Raw genomic sequence first — 16,533 nt, forward strand, 5'->3', positions numbered from 1 at the left:
TATGGTTTTTTTCCGCATAAAAAACGAGAAATAACTAATAATTGCCGATTATTGCATCACGCTGTTCGCAACCTAACCAAACAGTCACATTCCGGCGATTTTCCGTGAAAAAGGGGTTGACGCTCGCAGGCCCAATACGCATAATGCGCCCCGCAACGCCGATAAGGTAACGCGAAAAAAGATGGCTACGTAGCTCAGCTGGTTAGAGCACATCACTCATAATGATGGGGTCACAGGTTCGAATCCCGTCGTAGCCACCATCTTTTTTGCGGGAGTGGCGAAATTGGTAGACGCACCAGATTTAGGTTCTGGCGCCGCAAGGTGTGCGAGTTCAAGTCTCGCCTCCCGCACCATTCACCCAAAGCGTTGCACGGATGGGGTATCTCCTGGTTGTAAGATAGCCATAAGGCTACCGGCAATAAGTTTGTAGATACCTCTTCTGGCAGTAAAAGATTTTCTGTTGGGGTATCGCCAAGCGGTAAGGCACCGGTTTTTGATACCGGCATTCCCTGGTTCGAATCCAGGTACCCCAGCCATATTTCTTCGATATTTGCGGTTCACCGCGACGGTCATTGGGGTATCGCCAAGCGGTAAGGCACCGGTTTTTGATACCGGCATTCCCTGGTTCGAATCCAGGTACCCCAGCCATCGAAGAATATGATAGTATTTGGCTACGTAGCTCAGCTGGTTAGAGCACATCACTCATAATGATGGGGTCACAGGTTCGAATCCCGTCGTAGCCACCATATAAAGTATTTATTGATTCAGTTCGATAAATCTAAAAAAATTGTTGGGGTATCGCCAAGCGGTAAGGCTCTGGTTTCTGATACCAGCATTCCGAGGTTCGAATCCTCGTACCCCAGCCAATTTAAAAAGTCGTTCACACTGTGAGCGCACCCGTTGGGGTATCGCCAAGCGGTAAGGCTCTGGTTTCTGATACCAGCATTCCGAGGTTCGAATCCTCGTACCCCAGCCACTTATAGTAAAAAAGCTCGCTTCGGCGGGCTTTTTTGCTTTCTGCTGTCGGTCATTTTAGATAGCCCCCGACGGCGCGCAACGCCAGCCGGGAGCCCGGGATTACAAACCTAACGCATACTTTAACGCCCGACGCTTAACGACGCCGGCGCGGGCCGCCGCCATTAGGCCGATATTACGCAACACCCGCACAGGTGGCAGATCGTTGCTGAAGCCGGCGTAAAACAGATCCATCCCCGACTGCATCATTAAATTATCCGCCCGACGTCGCGCCTGATAACGCTCAAGCACGGATACCCCCGCCCACGTCTCGCCGTGGCTTTTCGCCTCAGCCAGCACGTCCAACAGCGCATCGACGTCCCGATAGCCCAGATTAACGCCCTGCCCTGCCAGCGGATGAATGGTGTGCGCCGCATCCCCCACTAGCGCCAGTCCCGGCTGAACATACTGCATCGCATGGCGGCGGGTCAGCGGAAAGGCTCCGGCGTTACGCGGTGTCACCTGACCAAGCCGCGAAGGGAAATGACGCATAATCTCCAGCTGTAGCTGCTGCATACTCATAGTCTGCAGCTGGCGAATACGCGCTGGCGTGTCGTACCACACCAGCGACGCCCAGTCGTCAAACAGCGGCAGAAAAGCCCGCGGTCCCGTTGGTGTAAACTGTTGCCAGGTACTGTCTCCGGGGTCGTTTGCGCACTGTACGCTGATGAGCATGCAGGATTGCCGATACTGCCACGCCTGGACGCCGATGCCGGCCAGCTGGCGTACCTGAGAATTTGCGCCATCCGCCCCGATCACCAGTGCCGCAGCACACTCGCTGCCATCGTTCAGTCGCAGCGTCGTGCCCGTAGGCTCGCGCTGCATCGCCTGCAACGCAGACCCGACCCGCAGCGTGACCAGCTGATGCGCCTCCAGCGCCTGCCACAGGGCGAGCTGCAGCACGTTGTTTTCAACCATATAGCCCAGCTCGGGCAGCTTCAGCTCCGCCGCATCAAACGTCACATGCGCAGATTCCCACTCCCAGGTCTCCAGACGGCGATAGGCATGCACGCGCATTGCGCGCATCGCATCCCAGACGCCGAGGCTTTTGAGCAGCGCGACCGACGAGGCACCGATGGCCGAAATACGCACATCCGGCGCTGCTGAAGCGTCAAATGCCGGCGGTATCGACGGCTCAATGACCGTCACTGTAAACCCGTGTTGCGCCAGCCCCAACGCCAGGGCGCCGCCCACCATTCCGCCACCGACAATGGCGACATCTGTTGCATGAATTGTCATGGTGATTATCCTTAAACCAGAATCTGCTCAGTTTACCGGATTTTCCGTCACCTTGCGGTGATAACGCTCGTACTGGTCAGGGCGCGACCAAAGCATTACAATACCCGTCCTGCAATTCGGGCTTACTCGTCGTCTTTCAAATTGCAGACGTGTTGGCAGCACCCGCCGGCCTCAGTGAGAACGTTTTCTCTACTGCTGTGGCTTCCCGGACTTGCCGCCTTCCTGCAATTCGACATTCACAGAATAAAAGTATACGTACCCGTCATTTTGAATTTCTATCATTAAGCATGAGCAAGTCGATGACAAAAAAACTCCATATTAAAACCTGGGGCTGTCAGATGAACGAATACGATTCATCAAAGATGGCCGACCTGCTGGATGCCACGCACGGGTATCAACTGACCGAAGTGGCTGAAGAAGCGGATGTGCTGCTGCTCAATACCTGCTCAATTCGTGAGAAGGCACAGGAAAAAGTCTTCCACCAACTGGGACGCTGGAAGCTGATTAAGGCCAAACGCCCGGATGTCATCATCGGCATTGGCGGCTGCGTGGCGTCTCAGGAAGGTAAACTCATCCGCCAGCGCGCGCATTACGTCGATATTATTTTTGGCCCGCAGACTCTGCACCGTCTGCCGGAAATGATCGACACTATTCGCGGCATGCGCGATCATCGTAAGCCGATCATCGACGTCAGCTTCCCGGAAATCGAAAAATTCGACCGACTGCCGGAACCAAAAGCCGAAGGTCCGACGGCCTTTGTCTCCATCATGGAAGGCTGCAACAAATACTGCACTTACTGCGTGGTACCTTACACCCGCGGTGAGGAAGTCAGCCGCCCTTCTGACGATATCCTGTTTGAAATCGCCCAACTGGCGGCTCAGGGCGTCCGTGAGGTCAACCTGCTGGGCCAGAACGTGAACGCCTGGCGCGGTGAGAACTACGACGGGACCACCGGCAGCTTTGCCGACCTGCTGCGTCTGGTGGCCGCGATCGACGGCATTGACCGTATCCGCTTTACCACCAGCCATCCGATCGAATTCACCGATGACATCATTGACGTCTATCGCGATACGCCAGAGCTGGTGAGCTTCCTGCACCTGCCGGTACAAAGCGGCTCTGACCGGGTACTGAATATGATGGGCCGTACGCACACGGTACTGGAATATAAAGCCATCATCCGCAAGCTGTACGAAGCCCGCCCGGACATCCAGATAAGTTCCGACTTTATCGTCGGCTTCCCGGGTGAAACCAACGACGATTTCGAAAAAACCATGAAGGTCATTGCTGACGTCAATATGGATGTCAGCTACAGCTTTATCTTCTCCGCGCGTCCGGGTACGCCGGCGGCTGATATGGTTGACGACGTGCCGGATGAGGTTAAAAAACAGCGTCTGCATATTCTTCAGGAACGCATCAACCAGCAGGCCATGGCCTGGAGCCGACGCATGCTCGGCACCACCCAGCGTATTCTGGTGGAAGGCACCTCGCGTAAGAGCATCATGGAGCTTTCCGGGCGCACCGAGAATAACCGCGTGGTCAACTTTGAAGGCTCCCCGGATATGGTTGGCAAGTTTGTCGATGTCGAAATCGTGGACGTCTACACCAATTCGCTACGCGGCAAAATTGTGCGTACTGAAGAGGAAATGGGGCTGCGTATCGTGGAATCTCCGGAATCCGTTATCGCCCGTACCCGCAAAGAAAACGATCTTGGCGTGAGCACTTACCAGCCGTGATCCGCAGAGGCCTGCCAAACCTGGCGGGCCTTGTTTTTCCTCTCCCTGGCCCAATATTTATCGCAATGCTTGCGCCATTTTTCCATGACGTGAATAATTTCCTTACTGGCCGGAGACGTTCGCCGTCCGGCAAAACGTGTAAAGAGGAACAGCTTGAACATAGAAACCCGTGAAATAACCCTGGAGCCAGCGGATAACGCACGCCTGTTGGGGCTGTGCGGCCCGTTTGATGACAACATCAAGCAACTGGAGCGCCGCCTGGGCATCGAAATTAATCGTCGTGACAATCACTTCAAACTGACCGGACGCATGATCTGCGTGAACGCAGCGGCCGATATTTTACGCAGCCTGTACGTCGATACCGCCCCTATGCGCGGCCAGATTCAGGATATTGAACCGGAGCAGATCCACCTGGCCATCAAAGAAGCCCGGGTGCTGGAGCAAAGCGCTGAGAGCGTGCCGGACTATGGCAAGGCCATCAATATCAAGACCAAGCGTGGCGTCATCAAGCCACGTACGCCAAATCAGGCGCAATACATCGCCAATATCCTCGACCATGATATTACCTTCGGCGTCGGCCCGGCCGGGACCGGGAAAACCTATCTGGCAGTGGCTGCGGCGGTTGATGCGCTTGAACGTCAGGATGTGCGTCGTATTCTGCTGACCCGCCCTGCCGTGGAAGCCGGGGAAAAACTGGGCTTCCTGCCAGGAGATCTGAGTCAGAAAGTCGATCCGTACCTGCGCCCGCTGTACGATGCGCTGTTCGAAATGCTTGGCTTCGAGAAAGTCGAAAAGCTGATTGAGCGCAACGTTATCGAAGTCGCCCCGCTGGCCTATATGCGCGGCCGTACGCTCAACGATGCCTTTATTATTCTCGATGAAAGCCAGAACACCACCATCGAACAGATGAAGATGTTCCTGACCCGTATCGGTTTTAACTCCAAAGCGGTGATCACCGGCGACGTCACACAGATTGACCTGCCGCGCAGCACCAAATCCGGCCTGCGCCACGCCATTGAAGTGCTGGCCGAAGTCGATGAAATCAGCTTCAATTTCTTCCACAGCGAAGACGTGGTCCGCCATCCGGTGGTTGCCCGTATCGTCAATGCGTATGAAGCATGGGAAGAAGCCGATCAAAAACGTAGAGCAGAACTGGCCGCCGAGCGCAAACGCGAAGCCCAGGAACAGGAGCAAAAATGAGTCAGGTTATTCTCGATTTACAGCTGGCTTGCGAAGATAACGGCGGATTGCCGGATGAAGCCCGGTTCCAACACTGGGTCGATGCGGTGATCCCTCAGTTCCAGGAAGAATCAGAAGTGACGATTCGCCTGGTCGACGAAGCCGAAAGCCACGAGCTGAACCTGACCTATCGCGGCAAGGATAAACCCACTAACGTGCTCTCCTTCCCATTTGAAGCGCCACCGGGGATCGAACTGCCGCTGCTGGGCGATCTGATCATCTGCCGTCAGGTAGTTGAACAGGAAGCCAAAGAGCAGGAGAAACCGCTGGAGGCGCACTGGGCGCACATGGTTATCCACGGCAGTCTGCATCTGCTGGGCTATGACCATATCATTGATGAAGAAGCGGAAGAGATGGAAGCCCTCGAAACAGAGATAATGCTTGCTCTGGGCTATGAGGATCCGTACATTGCCGAGAAGGAATAGCCTGCCGCCGGTCTGACCGGCGAGCAGCACCCGTGCCGTCCGGCGCTGAGCATACGCGCGACGAGCGACATTTAACTAACATGAGAACCCACACGACGCCATGAGCGACGACAATTCACACAGTAGTGACACAGTAAACAGCAAAAAGGGATTCTTCTCCCTGTTACTCAGCCAGCTTTTTCACGGAGAACCCAAAAACCGTGATGAACTGCTGGAGCTGATCCGTGATTCCGGGCAAAACGACCTTATCGACGAAGATACGCGCGATATGCTCGAAGGGGTAATGGACATCGCCGACCAACGCGTCCGCGATATCATGATCCCCCGCTCGCAGATGATTACCCTGAAACGCAACCAGACCCTGGACGAATGCCTCGATGTGATCATCGAGTCCGCCCACTCGCGTTTCCCGGTGATCAGTGAAGATAAAGATCACATTGAAGGGATTCTGATGGCCAAAGATTTGCTGCCGTTTATGCGCAGTGACTCTGAAGCGTTCAGCATGGAAAAAGTGTTACGCCCGGCGGTTGTCGTGCCTGAAAGCAAGCGGGTTGACCGCATGCTGAAGGAGTTTCGCTCCCAACGCTATCATATGGCTATCGTGATCGATGAGTTCGGTGGCGTCTCTGGTCTGGTGACCATTGAGGACATTCTCGAACTAATCGTTGGTGAAATCGAAGACGAATACGATGAAGAAGAAGACATCGATTTTCGTCAGCTGAGCCGCCACACCTGGACGGTGCGCGCTCTGGCTCCGATTGAAGACTTCAATAAAGCCTATGGTACCCATTTCAGCGATGAAGAAGTCGACACCATTGGTGGGCTGGTGATGCAGGCCTTTGGTCATCTGCCAGCGCGTGGCGAGTCGGTTGACATTGATGGTTACCAATTCAAGGTCGCTATGGCCGACAGCCGACGTATCATCCAGGTTCATGTCAAACTTCCTGATGACGCACCGCAGCCGAAGCTGGAAGACTAATTACACGGGACGATTAGCCTAAATGGTATTTGCCTCTCTTATCGAACGCCAGCGCGTACGTTTGCTGCTGGCGCTATTATTCGGAGCCAGCGGAACGCTGGCTTTTTCTCCTTATGATATCTGGCCCGCGGCGATTGTCTCATTAATCGGTCTGCAGGGGCTGACTCTGAATCGTCGTCCGTTGCAAAGCGCTGCGATCGGCTTTTTCTGGGGAATGGGGCTGTTCGGCTCCGGCATCAACTGGGTGTATGTCAGCATTGCGCAGTTTGGCGGTATGCCTGGCCCGGTCAACGTCTTCCTGGTGGTGCTGCTGGCGGCGTATATGTCGCTGTATACCGGGCTGTTCGCCGGCCTGCTGTCGCGCCTGTGGCCGAAAACCAACTGGCTACGCGTTGCGATTGCCGCACCGGTGGTCTGGCAGATTACCGAATTCCTCCGCGGCTGGGTATTGACCGGTTTCCCGTGGCTACAGTTTGGCTACAGCCAGATTGACGGCCCGCTGAAAGGGCTGGCGCCGGTAATGGGCGTGGAGGCCATTAACTTCCTGTTAATGGTGGTAAGCGGCCTGCTGGTGCTGGCGCTGGTACAGCGCAACCTGAAGCCGCTGATCGCCGCCGTGGTGCTGTTCGCGTTGCCCTTCCCGCTGCGCTATATCCAGTGGTATCAGCTGCTGCCGGAACGCGCAACCCAGGTCTCGTTAGTACAGGGGGATATTCCTCAGGCACTGAAATGGGATGAAAACCAGCTGGTCAATACGCTGAAAACCTACCTCGACCTGACACAGCCGCATATGGGTTCGTCTCAGCTGATCGTCTGGCCGGAGTCAGCCATTCCGGATCTGGAAATTAACCAGCAGCATTTCCTTAGCATGATGGACGACCTGCTGCGCGCCAAAAACAGCTCGCTGATCACCGGTATCGTCGACGCCCGTCTGAATAAGCAAAACCGTTACGATACCTACAACACCATCATCACCCTCGGTAAAGACAACCCGTACAGCTACGACTCCAAAGACCGCTACAACAAGAATCACCTGGTGCCGTTTGGCGAGTTCGTACCGTTGGAGTCGATTCTGCGTCCACTGGCACCGTTCTTCGATCTGCCGATGTCCTCATTCAGCCGTGGTCCTTACGTTCAGCCGCAGCTGGTGGCGCATAACATGAAGCTGACGGCCGCAATCTGCTACGAGATTATTCTCGGTGAACAGGTGCGCGATAATTTCCGCCCGGACACCGACTACCTGCTGACCATCTCAAACGACGCCTGGTTTGGTAAGTCCATCGGCCCGTGGCAGCACTTCCAGATGGCACGTATGCGCGCCCTCGAGCTGGCTCGTCCCCTGCTGCGCAGCACTAATAACGGCATTACGGCGGTAATTGGGCCACGCGGTGAAATTCAGGACATGATCCCGCAGTTCACCCGTGCGGTTCTGACCACCAGGGTCACGCCGACCAGCGGTCTGACACCGTATGCGCGTACCGGCAACTGGCCACTGTGGGCGCTCACCGCGCTCCTCGGTTTTGGCGCCCTGATCATGAGCCTGCGTCAACGCCGCCGATAGGCATTCTTACCTGAAAGCGCAGTCCCTCGCTGTTAGCCCCGGTCGACATTCGTCGCCGGGGCAAATCTCTCCCTCGCCTTAATCTGGCACGCCCCTTGCTTAATAAACTCAGGTCACCACGCCATCGTGTACTGGTATAACCCGGTTGCACCAGCACGATACCGACCCGGCACTAATTTGGTGCAATGGACGATTTTTGCCTTTAAACGGTGCGGAGTAGTTCGCAAAAATAAACAATATAACAGCAAAATCTTTACATTAAGCCAAACTAAATGCTAACAAACACATACAAATGCTGCACACAAATATCGCAGCAATAATAACGCACACACACATTCACAATGGGTATCAAAAGCGTCAGTGACGCTGCGGATAAGGAGTTGGATATGCAATTACGTAAACTGACCACAGCAATGCTGGTCATGGGTATGACCGCCGGCCTGGCACATGCGGAAGAAGCCAAACCGGCCGCTGATGCCGGGCAACCGCCTGCGGAACAGCAGATGCCTACCCTTGAAAAAATCGCTAAAAACGATGTTATCGTCGTCGGCCACCGCGAATCATCGGTGCCGTTTTCTTACTACGATAACCAGCAGAAAGTGGTGGGTTACTCTCAGGATTACTCCAACGCCATCGTTGACGCCATTAAGAAAAAGCTGAACAAACCAAATCTGGAAGTCAAACTGATCCCGATTACCTCGCAAAACCGTATTCCGCTGCTGCAAAACGGAACCTTCGATTTTGAGTGCGGCTCAACCACCAACAATCTGGAACGCCAGAAACAAGCCGCCTTCAGCGACAGCATCTTCGTTGTCGGTACGCGTCTGCTGGTGAAAAAAGGCGGCCCGATTAAAGACTTCGCCGATTTGAAAGGCAAGGCAGTCGTTGTCACCTCCGGTACCACCTCGGAAATTCTGCTGCATAAGCTGAATGACGAGCAGAAAATGAACATGCGTATCATCGGCGCGAAAGATCACGGTGACTCCTTCCGTACCCTGGAAAGCGGTCGTGCAGTGGCCTTTATGATGGATGATGCGCTGTTGGCTGGCGAGCGCGCGAAGGCGAAGAAACCGGACAACTGGGAAATTCTCGGGACACCGCAATCCCATGAAGCTTACGGCTGCATGCTGCGTAAAAACGACCCGGAATTCAAAAAACTGTTAGACGATACCATTGCGCAGGCGCAAACCTCAGGGGAAGCGGCGAAGTGGTTTGATACCTGGTTTAAAAATCCGATCCCACCAAAAGGGATGAACATCAACTTTGACCTCTCCGACGACATGAAGGCGCTGTTCAAATCACCAAATGACAAAGCTCTTAACTAATTAAAAAAACAAGGGGCAAAGCGACTTGCCCTTCCGATTGTTGTGACAGCACGGACAGACTATACGGTGGCTGGTCGTTCCCCAGCCGCCGCGAATACCGAAACAGGCTGAACAATAATCTTCGAGGGTAGCGATGCTACCCTTTTTTTTCCAGGAGTCATTTATGTCAATAGACTGGAACTGGGGAATATTCCTGCAACAGGCCCCGTTCGGCAACACCACCTATCTGGGCTGGCTATGGAGCGGCTTTCAGGTCACTATCGCCTTATCGATTAGCGCCTGGGTCATCGCTTTCCTCGCCGGCTCGCTGTTCGGTATTTTACGTACCGTCCCCAACAGCTGGTTATCCAGCATCGGCACCTGCTACGTTGAACTGTTCCGTAACGTACCGTTGATCGTCCAGTTCTTCACCTGGTATCTGGTCGTGCCTGAGCTCCTGCCGGAAGATATCGGCATGTGGTTCAAGTCCGAACTGGATCCCAATATTCAGTTCTTTGTCTCTTCTATGCTGTGCCTGGGGCTGTTTACCGCCGCTCGCGTCTGTGAACAGGTTCGTGCCGCAATTCAGTCGCTGCCGCGCGGGCAGAAAAATGCCGGCCTGGCAATGGGCCTGACGCTGCCGCAGACCTATCGTTATGTACTGCTGCCCAACGCTTACCGCGTCATCGTGCCGCCAATGACCTCCGAGATGATGAACCTGGTGAAAAACTCGGCCATCGCCTCAACCATCGGGCTGGCGGATATGGCAGCGCAGGCGGGTAAGCTGCTGGATTACTCCGCTCACGCGTGGGAATCCTTTACGGCGATAACCCTCGCTTACGTGCTGATTAACGCTGTGATTATGCTGATAATGTATGTGGTTGAACGTAAGGTCCGCCTGCCGGGCAATTTGGGGGGCAAATAATCATGTACGATTTTGACTGGAGTTCTATCGTTCCCTCCATGCCCTACCTGCTGGCCGGGCTGGTTATTACCCTGAAAATCACCGTCACCGCGATTATTATCGGTATCGTCTGGGGGACCCTGCTGGCGGTCATGCGCCTGTCGAGCTTCCTGCCGCTGTCCTGGTTCGCGAAAACCTACGTCAACGTGTTCCGTTCGATCCCGCTGGTCATGGTCCTGCTGTGGTTCTACCTGATCGTTCCCGGCTTTCTGCAGAACGTACTAGGTTTGTCGCCGAAGAGTGATATCCGGCTGATATCCGCCATGGTGGCCTTCTCGATGTTTGAGGCGGCGTACTATTCGGAAATTATTCGCGCGGGAATCCAGAGCATCTCCCGCGGCCAGTCCAGCGCCGCGCTGGCGCTGGGTATGACCCACTGGCAATCCATGAAGCTGATTATTTTGCCGCAGGCGTTTCGCGCCATGGTGCCGTTGCTGCTGACGCAGGGGATTGTTCTGTTCCAGGATACCTCACTGGTCTACGTCCTGAGCCTGGCCGACTTCTTCCGTACCGCCTCCACCATTGGCGAGCGCGACGGAACGCAGGTCGAGATGATCCTGTTCGCAGGTGCCGTGTATTTTGTCATTAGTCTCAGCGCATCGCTGTTGGTCAGCTGGTTGAAGAAAAGGACTGTGTAATGATTACCCTGAAAAACGTTTCAAAATGGTATGGTCACTTTCAGGTGCTGACCGATTGCTCCACGGAAGTGAAGAAAGGTGAAGTCGTGGTGGTTTGCGGGCCGTCCGGCTCGGGTAAATCGACGCTGATTAAAACCGTCAACGGGCTCGAACCGATCCAACAGGGCGAGATCACCGTGGATGGCACCAAGGTGAACGATAAAAAAACCAACCTCGCCAAACTGCGCTCCCGCGTCGGGATGGTGTTCCAGCACTTTGAACTGTTTCCGCATCTGTCGATCATCGACAACCTGACCCTGGCACAGGTCAAAGTGCTTAACCGCGACAAAGCGGCCTCGCGGACCAAAGGCCTGAAATTGCTGGAGCGTGTGGGCCTGTCCGCCCATGCCGACAAATTCCCGGCCCAGCTCTCCGGCGGCCAGCAGCAGCGTGTGGCAATCGCCCGTGCGCTGTGTATGGATCCGATCGCCATGCTGTTTGACGAACCGACCTCTGCGCTGGATCCCGAAATGATCAACGAAGTGCTGGATGTCATGGTCGAACTGGCGAACGAAGGCATGACAATGATGGTGGTAACCCACGAAATGGGCTTTGCCCGCAAGGTGGCTAACCGGGTGATCTTCATGGATGAAGGTAAGATTGTTGAAGATTCAGACAAAGAGGCGTTCTTCGCCAATCCGCAGTCCGATCGCGCCAAAGACTTCCTCGCAAAAATCCTGCATTAATCCCTTCATCAGGTGCGCAATCGGCTGATTGCGCACTACTTCACATTGTTGATATCTGTCTCTCACCGATTTCATTACAGAGCGTAAATCTTGCGGCAATGCAACGCTGAGGTTGAATGCGCTGGCCGCGACATTACTGTGAGTAAATATTAATTTCACCTGCCTCAACCATAAATTAATAAAAGTTATTATGAATTAATAAAACCAAATGAACTTCACTTCACAACCCCCTTCAACTTCAAATTAAATAAGAAACAATATATAGAACACACCAGATGAGTTCGCTATGATGCGATTGCCTTGATGACTTCACTGTTTAAATTCCGCCAACAACATCACGCATCGAAAGACGGCATTATTATGTGCCACACCTGGCTTGCCTTAACCTAAAAATGACGGAAAAACGACTTCCTTTAGGAAAGGAGAGAACAACACCGCACGTTAATCAAAATAATAAATAAAGGGTTTTATGCATATTAAAAACAAAAATAGCATTATGGCTTTAATGACATACGTCCTGCTATGTTTTAGTACCGGCGCGGCTGTGAATAACGGCGACACTATGGCTAATCAGAACGAACAGGATAGAGCCCGCAAAGATGCACTGGCACCGCAGCAGCAGGAGTACCGGCCAGCCGAGAGCAAACAACACGAGGCTAAAATCACCTTCCCCGACGAGGAACAATGCAAATATATCAACGAGGTCATTATTGAGTCCGATGATAATAAACATACCGTTCGGCTGTTAGAAAAGCTGATGGCAGAAGCCAAAGGAAAATGTTTAGGCGTTAACGGTTTTAAATTACTGGCACGTAAGATGCAAAATGAGTTGATTGCAAAGGGATATATCACATCTCTTATTGATATTCCTTCGCAATCCCTCAAGGAAGGTATCTTACATTTAACGTTAACCTACGGGAAGATAGAGAAAGTTACCTATTCAGACGACAAAAACGATACGACACAGTTGTGGAATTCGCTTCCTACCGGCCAAGGAGAACGCCTCTATTTACCTGACCTTGAACAAGGTATGGCTAACTTACAGCGCATACCTGGTTCTGCTGCGCATATGAAGATCCTACCCGGTGAGCAGCAAGGGGAAAGTGACATTGAGATCACACGCAAAGCGGGTAAACCCTGGCAACTTGGCGTCTGGCTCAATGATGCCGGCAGCCAGACCAGTGGACGTTACCAGGCCGGGGCGGCGCTTTATCTCTATAACCTGACGTCCCTGAATGATATTTTTTATATTTCTGCTGGTGGTGATGTCGAATTTAACAAGGACTATAAAGGTAATAATAACTCCAGCATCTATTATTCCATTCCCTTTGGCTACTGGGATCTAAGCCTGTACGCTTCACAAAGTGAATACCTCCAACAGTTTAAGGGGCAGTGGTCTACGACGGACTACAAAAGTGAAAACCGCTACTACAGTGCCACGCTGTCACGACTTCTTTCGCATACGCGCTCACAAAAAACATCAGCTGACATCAGAGTTTTTAAGAGTAATTCACATTATTACTTCGGCGGTACCGAGCTAGCAGTCATGCGCAAGAGCACCCCAGGCCTGGAGGTCATATTACGCCACCAGCACTATTTTGATAAAAAAATTGTCGATGTAAGTCTGGGCTTACAGAACCGGTTTGGCTGGATAAGCTCTTCCCCTACTCCCGAGGAAAAAGCGGGGTTATATGATAAATACGCCAGAGTCGTGCACGTTGATCTTCAGTCATTAATGAAATTTGATATTACCGGAGATAAGTTCAGCTATGCGCCCTACTTTAGCGCGCAATTGAGCCCTGACCGCTTATCATCAGATAATACCTTTAATATCGGCAACCGTTGGACGGTTCGTGGTTTCGACGGCGAAAGAACATTATCAAGCAGCCAGGGATGGTTCTTACGAAATGATTTCATCTGGGATTTACCGGTTGCCAACCAACAGTTTTATATAGGCATCGATGCAGGAAGAATTATTGGCAATGACCGCTATCAGGAAGGGAAAGTCCTTTCCGGCGCCGTTAGCGGGTTACGCGGAAACCTTCTACAAACGCAATACGATTTGTTCATTGGTATGCCGCTGGCAAAACCAGACAGCTTTCAGACAAACTCGCTTAATTTAGGTTTTTCCTTGCAAAGGCGATTTTGACGCAATCATTTCTCAACACAGCAAAATCATATCAAAAGGAATAAACGTATGTTCAAATTTAAAATATCCAGTATTGCATTAACAGTAGCAGCATTAACATCTTCTGTGGCCTGGGCCGATCCATCAAGCTACACCCATATATCCGGAACGAAGGTTATTGATATCGAAAAGCCTAACGCTGCGGGTGTTTCCCATAATATGTATCGGGAATTCAATGTTGATAGCAAAGGCGTTGTGCTGAATAACAGCTCGGCTGACGTTTCACACACGACATTGGGCAACATCCCCAAAAATAACAACCTGACCGATGGCGCTGCCAGCGTCATCCTCAACGAAGTACTCTCGAACAAGGCAAGTACGCTAAATGGCTTCCTCGAAGTCAACGGTCAAAAAGCCGATGTGATCATCGCAAACCCGAACGGTATCACCTGCTCCGGCTGTAGCTTTATTAACACCAACAGAACTGTTCTAACCACCGGTAACGTGGCGCTGGACGATACCGGTGCGCTTAAAGACATCACCGTAACCGGCGGTAAATTGACCGTGAACAATGGTGGCATGAATGTTCAGGACAGCTACGCCATCCTGCTGGCTGAAGCCGTTACTCTGAACGGAACGGTTAACGCCACCAATGCGCTGATTGCCGCAGGCAGTTTCACCTATGACACCACCAAAGATACTATCGCGCCAGCGGGCAAAAAACCGGGTAACCTCTCACAGAACAGCATTGATATCAGCAACCTGGGCGGCGTGAAAGCCGATAGCATTACGATGGTAGGCAATAACCTTGGATTTGGTGTTCGTAACCAGGGAACCATTGCAGCAACGTCAAAGCTGGTCATATTGAGCAACGGCGCGCTGGTTAATGAAGGAAACATCACCAGCAACGGTATCAGCACCCAGTTGCTCGGTGCATCCATTAAAAATACCGGAAGCATTAAGACCAACAACACCACCACACTGAACAGCGCGAGTTCATTCTCCAATACCGGCACGATTCAAAGCGATACGCAGCTCTCGGTCACCTCTGCGGGTAATTTTGAGAACAAGGGAACGGTTAAAGGTACTGGCACTCTGAGCGTAAATTCTGGCGGCAATGTTACTAATACCTCTGGCGCGAGCCTGCTTTCTGATAATCAGATTATGGTTACCGCGGCAAATAACGTGGATAACGCTGGTACGATCAGCAGCCAAATCACGCGAGTGGCCTTCGGGGGATCGAGCCTTACCGTTTCAGGAGAAATGGCAGGAACAAACACCCTGATCGTGCAGTCGGCAAAAGATAACGCCCTCTCCACGGGCCAGATCACTAATTCCGGTAAGCTCACCGGCACCAATATAGCCTTGCAAACCAATGGTAATATCAATCAGCACGGCACTATCAACGCCTCTGGAATGTTGATTGCCAACGGTAATACTTTCCTGAATAACGGGACGATAAAAGCCGACACCTTAAACATCACCAGCGCGAAGATGCAGAACAAAAAAGATATTGATGCTAATGCGATCACTATCACGGCCAGCAACCAGATTTTGAATGAAGGCAAACTGACCGCCGTTAACGATATGCAGTTGATCACTGGTAAAGAGGGCAATATTACTAACCGTAACACGATTACGGCTGGCGGCATCCTCACGATGACGACCGGCAAGGTCGACAACGGTGGCTACGGCTGCGGTTTGTTCAACTGGTTCTCCTGCGGCACAGGCACGCTGAACGCCAATCAGTTGATTCTTAACTCTACTCATTCCTTTGCACAAGAAATGGGCGGTACTCAGAACTTCAAAAGCACCGTAATTAATACCGTCCTTTAACAAGTAAGGCGGTGCGATAAGATTGCCGCACCGCCTTTTGGATTAGGGTTCAAAAGGACGGCGCTGGAACTGGTCATGGCCGCATTTCGGGCAGCGTGGCAGCACATCCGGGGTATAGACCGCCAGATGATAATGGCAGTGTTCGCACACCAGATTCCCCAGCCCTACCACTTCGCCGCTATGGTAGACCCCATGATGATTCAGATCCTGAAACACCTCGCGCCATTCCAACTGGGTTTTATCGGTAATATCCGCCAGCTCCTGCCACAAGCTCTCTTTTATTACCCGCATAAACACGCTATCTGTCAGCTCATCCTGGCTCTCTTCGTAGCTGCGCGCGAACTCTTCCAGGTCACGTCTGACCGCTTTGGTCAGGGTCTCAATTTCGCGGTGCGTTAACTCACCCGACTCGCTAATTTTCGCCCGCGCCTGTTCCACCAGGGCGTCGATATCCCGCTCGCCATTGCGTAGCCGTTCACTGAGCGTCGACACCAGTTCACGGTAGAATTGAGCAACCTTGTTCATCATTTCGCCTCCGGTGTGGTTAACTTCTTCTAATGATAGACCTTATTTGTTATCTGCTTTGCCAGTTAGCCCACAGAGTCACTAAATAGTCTGTGCCGCTTTTGCCGATGTTAATGTGCGAAAGGCTGTTTTGACGTGGGCGTTTGGGCTATGCTATGGCGATCTGATAACACATCCATTGGCTACACTTTGTAGCGGTTTGAAAACAGGACCACTGGCTGCC

14 protein-coding genes and 7 tRNA genes are annotated in these 16,533 nt (G+C 52.6%); 18 read left to right on the forward strand and 3 right to left on the reverse strand.

The features are described 5' to 3' along the window. The first annotated feature begins 183 nt into the window (after window positions 1-183). The 7 genes from ACMYSP_RS05595 to ACMYSP_RS05625 all read left to right on the forward strand — a co-directional run bounded on the left by ACMYSP_RS05595 (window position 184) and on the right by ACMYSP_RS05625 (window position 976). Window positions 184-260 (forward strand) — tRNA-Met (locus ACMYSP_RS05595). Window positions 261-268: 8 nt separating this feature from the next. Next, a tRNA-Leu gene (locus ACMYSP_RS05600) sits at window positions 269-353 on the forward strand. A 108-nt stretch (window positions 354-461) separates the two neighbouring features. Continuing rightward, a tRNA-Gln gene (locus ACMYSP_RS05605) sits at window positions 462-536 on the forward strand. A 37-nt stretch (window positions 537-573) separates the two neighbouring features. After that, window positions 574-648 (forward strand) — tRNA-Gln (locus ACMYSP_RS05610). Between the two features lie 21 nt (window positions 649-669). Then, window positions 670-746: transfer RNA gene (locus tag ACMYSP_RS05615), tRNA-Met, on the forward strand. A gap of 45 nt (window positions 747-791) precedes the next feature. Beyond that, a tRNA-Gln gene (locus ACMYSP_RS05620) sits at window positions 792-866 on the forward strand. A 35-nt stretch (window positions 867-901) separates the two neighbouring features. Next, a tRNA-Gln gene (locus ACMYSP_RS05625) sits at window positions 902-976 on the forward strand. 101 nt (window positions 977-1,077) lie between these two features. On the opposite strand, the gene ubiF is transcribed toward ACMYSP_RS05625, so the two are convergent. After that, a complete protein-coding gene (ubiF, locus tag ACMYSP_RS05630) occupies window positions 1,078-2,253 on the reverse strand; it encodes a 3-demethoxyubiquinol 3-hydroxylase (protein ID WP_434585909.1) in 1,176 nt (391 codons plus the stop codon). Between the two features lie 299 nt (window positions 2,254-2,552). Here ubiF and miaB point away from each other — a divergent pair, with 299 nt between their 5' ends. Continuing rightward, the gene (miaB, locus tag ACMYSP_RS05635; protein ID WP_434585910.1) at window positions 2,553-3,986 is read left to right on the forward strand and encodes a tRNA (N6-isopentenyl adenosine(37)-C2)-methylthiotransferase MiaB; all 1,434 of its coding nucleotides are present in this window, start codon (window positions 2,553-2,555) and stop codon (window positions 3,984-3,986) included. Here the strand turns inward: miaB and ACMYSP_RS05640 are convergent. Next, window positions 3,974-4,147, reverse strand: a complete 174-nt coding sequence (locus tag ACMYSP_RS05640) for a hypothetical protein (RefSeq protein WP_174508389.1) — start codon at window positions 4,145-4,147, stop codon at window positions 3,974-3,976. The two genes, miaB and ACMYSP_RS05640, sit on opposite strands and share 13 nt — an antisense overlap. Here ACMYSP_RS05640 and ACMYSP_RS05645 point away from each other — a divergent pair. The 10 genes from ACMYSP_RS05645 to ACMYSP_RS05690 all read left to right on the forward strand — a co-directional run bounded on the left by ACMYSP_RS05645 (window position 4,140) and on the right by ACMYSP_RS05690 (window position 15,785). Then, on the forward strand, window positions 4,140-5,186 hold the full coding sequence (locus tag ACMYSP_RS05645) for a PhoH family protein (protein WP_434585911.1): 1,047 nt from the start codon (window positions 4,140-4,142) through the stop codon (window positions 5,184-5,186). The two genes, ACMYSP_RS05640 and ACMYSP_RS05645, sit on opposite strands and share 8 nt — an antisense overlap. After that, window positions 5,183-5,650, forward strand: a complete 468-nt coding sequence (gene ybeY / locus ACMYSP_RS05650; protein WP_434585912.1) for an rRNA maturation RNase YbeY — start codon at window positions 5,183-5,185, stop codon at window positions 5,648-5,650. The genes ACMYSP_RS05645 and ybeY overlap by 4 nt, the downstream gene beginning before the upstream one ends. 100 nt (window positions 5,651-5,750) lie before the next feature. Next, window positions 5,751-6,629, forward strand: a complete 879-nt coding sequence (corC, locus tag ACMYSP_RS05655; protein ID WP_123755952.1) for a CNNM family magnesium/cobalt transport protein CorC — start codon at window positions 5,751-5,753, stop codon at window positions 6,627-6,629. 22 nt (window positions 6,630-6,651) lie between these two features. Beyond that, entirely contained in the window at window positions 6,652-8,190 is a 1,539-nt protein-coding gene (gene lnt, locus ACMYSP_RS05660; protein WP_434585913.1) for an apolipoprotein N-acyltransferase, read from the forward strand. A gap of 386 nt (window positions 8,191-8,576) precedes the next feature. Continuing rightward, complete coding sequence (locus ACMYSP_RS05665) at window positions 8,577-9,515, forward strand: amino acid ABC transporter substrate-binding protein (RefSeq protein WP_434585914.1); 939 nt, start codon at window positions 8,577-8,579, stop codon at window positions 9,513-9,515. Window positions 9,516-9,678: 163 nt separating this feature from the next. Continuing rightward, the gene (locus ACMYSP_RS05670; RefSeq protein WP_434585915.1) at window positions 9,679-10,419 is read left to right on the forward strand and encodes an amino acid ABC transporter permease; all 741 of its coding nucleotides are present in this window, start codon (window positions 9,679-9,681) and stop codon (window positions 10,417-10,419) included. A gap of 2 nt (window positions 10,420-10,421) precedes the next feature. Beyond that, complete coding sequence (gltK, locus tag ACMYSP_RS05675) at window positions 10,422-11,096, forward strand: glutamate/aspartate ABC transporter permease GltK (RefSeq protein ID WP_123755949.1); 675 nt, start codon at window positions 10,422-10,424, stop codon at window positions 11,094-11,096. After that, window positions 11,096-11,821, forward strand: a complete 726-nt coding sequence (locus tag ACMYSP_RS05680) for an amino acid ABC transporter ATP-binding protein (protein ID WP_123755948.1) — start codon at window positions 11,096-11,098, stop codon at window positions 11,819-11,821. Before gltK ends, ACMYSP_RS05680 begins: the two co-directional genes overlap by 1 nt. A gap of 469 nt (window positions 11,822-12,290) precedes the next feature. Beyond that, window positions 12,291-13,970, forward strand: coding sequence for a ShlB/FhaC/HecB family hemolysin secretion/activation protein (locus ACMYSP_RS05685; protein WP_434585916.1), 1,680 nt, complete (start codon window positions 12,291-12,293; stop codon window positions 13,968-13,970). A gap of 48 nt (window positions 13,971-14,018) precedes the next feature. Then, entirely contained in the window at window positions 14,019-15,785 is a 1,767-nt protein-coding gene (locus ACMYSP_RS05690; protein ID WP_434585917.1) for a filamentous hemagglutinin N-terminal domain-containing protein, read from the forward strand. A 42-nt stretch (window positions 15,786-15,827) separates the two neighbouring features. Here the strand turns inward: ACMYSP_RS05690 and ACMYSP_RS05695 are convergent, their stop codons facing one another. Beyond that, complete coding sequence (locus ACMYSP_RS05695; RefSeq protein ID WP_174508387.1) at window positions 15,828-16,313, reverse strand: zinc ribbon-containing protein; 486 nt, start codon at window positions 16,311-16,313, stop codon at window positions 15,828-15,830. Window positions 16,314-16,533 lie beyond the last annotated feature (220 nt).

The organism is Klebsiella sp. R390, assembly GCF_051131745.1.
Classification (GTDB): domain Bacteria; phylum Pseudomonadota; class Gammaproteobacteria; order Enterobacterales; family Enterobacteriaceae; genus Klebsiella.

Excerpts from the sequence above, each read along its gene's own strand:
- ACMYSP_RS05670 (WP_434585915.1), top strand. The coding sequence starts at position 9,679 with ATGTCAATAGACTGGAACTGGGGAATATTCCTGCAACAGGCCCCGTTC.
- miaB (WP_434585910.1), top strand. The coding sequence starts at position 2,553 with ATGACAAAAAAACTCCATATTAAAACCTGGGGCTGTCAGATGAACGAA.
- ACMYSP_RS05680 (WP_123755948.1), top strand. The coding sequence starts at position 11,096 with ATGATTACCCTGAAAAACGTTTCAAAATGGTATGGTCACTTTCAGGTG.
- ACMYSP_RS05640 (WP_174508389.1), bottom strand. The coding sequence starts at position 4,147 with ATGTTCAAGCTGTTCCTCTTTACACGTTTTGCCGGACGGCGAACGTCT.
- ACMYSP_RS05695 (WP_174508387.1), bottom strand. The coding sequence starts at position 16,313 with ATGATGAACAAGGTTGCTCAATTCTACCGTGAACTGGTGTCGACGCTC.
- ubiF (WP_434585909.1), bottom strand. The coding sequence starts at position 2,253 with ATGACAATTCATGCAACAGATGTCGCCATTGTCGGTGGCGGAATGGTG.
- ACMYSP_RS05690 (WP_434585917.1), top strand. The coding sequence starts at position 14,019 with ATGTTCAAATTTAAAATATCCAGTATTGCATTAACAGTAGCAGCATTA.
- ACMYSP_RS05665 (WP_434585914.1), top strand. The coding sequence starts at position 8,577 with ATGCAATTACGTAAACTGACCACAGCAATGCTGGTCATGGGTATGACC.
- lnt (WP_434585913.1), top strand. The coding sequence starts at position 6,652 with ATGGTATTTGCCTCTCTTATCGAACGCCAGCGCGTACGTTTGCTGCTG.
- corC (WP_123755952.1), top strand. The coding sequence starts at position 5,751 with ATGAGCGACGACAATTCACACAGTAGTGACACAGTAAACAGCAAAAAG.
- ACMYSP_RS05685 (WP_434585916.1), top strand. The coding sequence starts at position 12,291 with ATGCATATTAAAAACAAAAATAGCATTATGGCTTTAATGACATACGTC.
- gltK (WP_123755949.1), top strand. The coding sequence starts at position 10,422 with ATGTACGATTTTGACTGGAGTTCTATCGTTCCCTCCATGCCCTACCTG.
- ybeY (WP_434585912.1), top strand. The coding sequence starts at position 5,183 with ATGAGTCAGGTTATTCTCGATTTACAGCTGGCTTGCGAAGATAACGGC.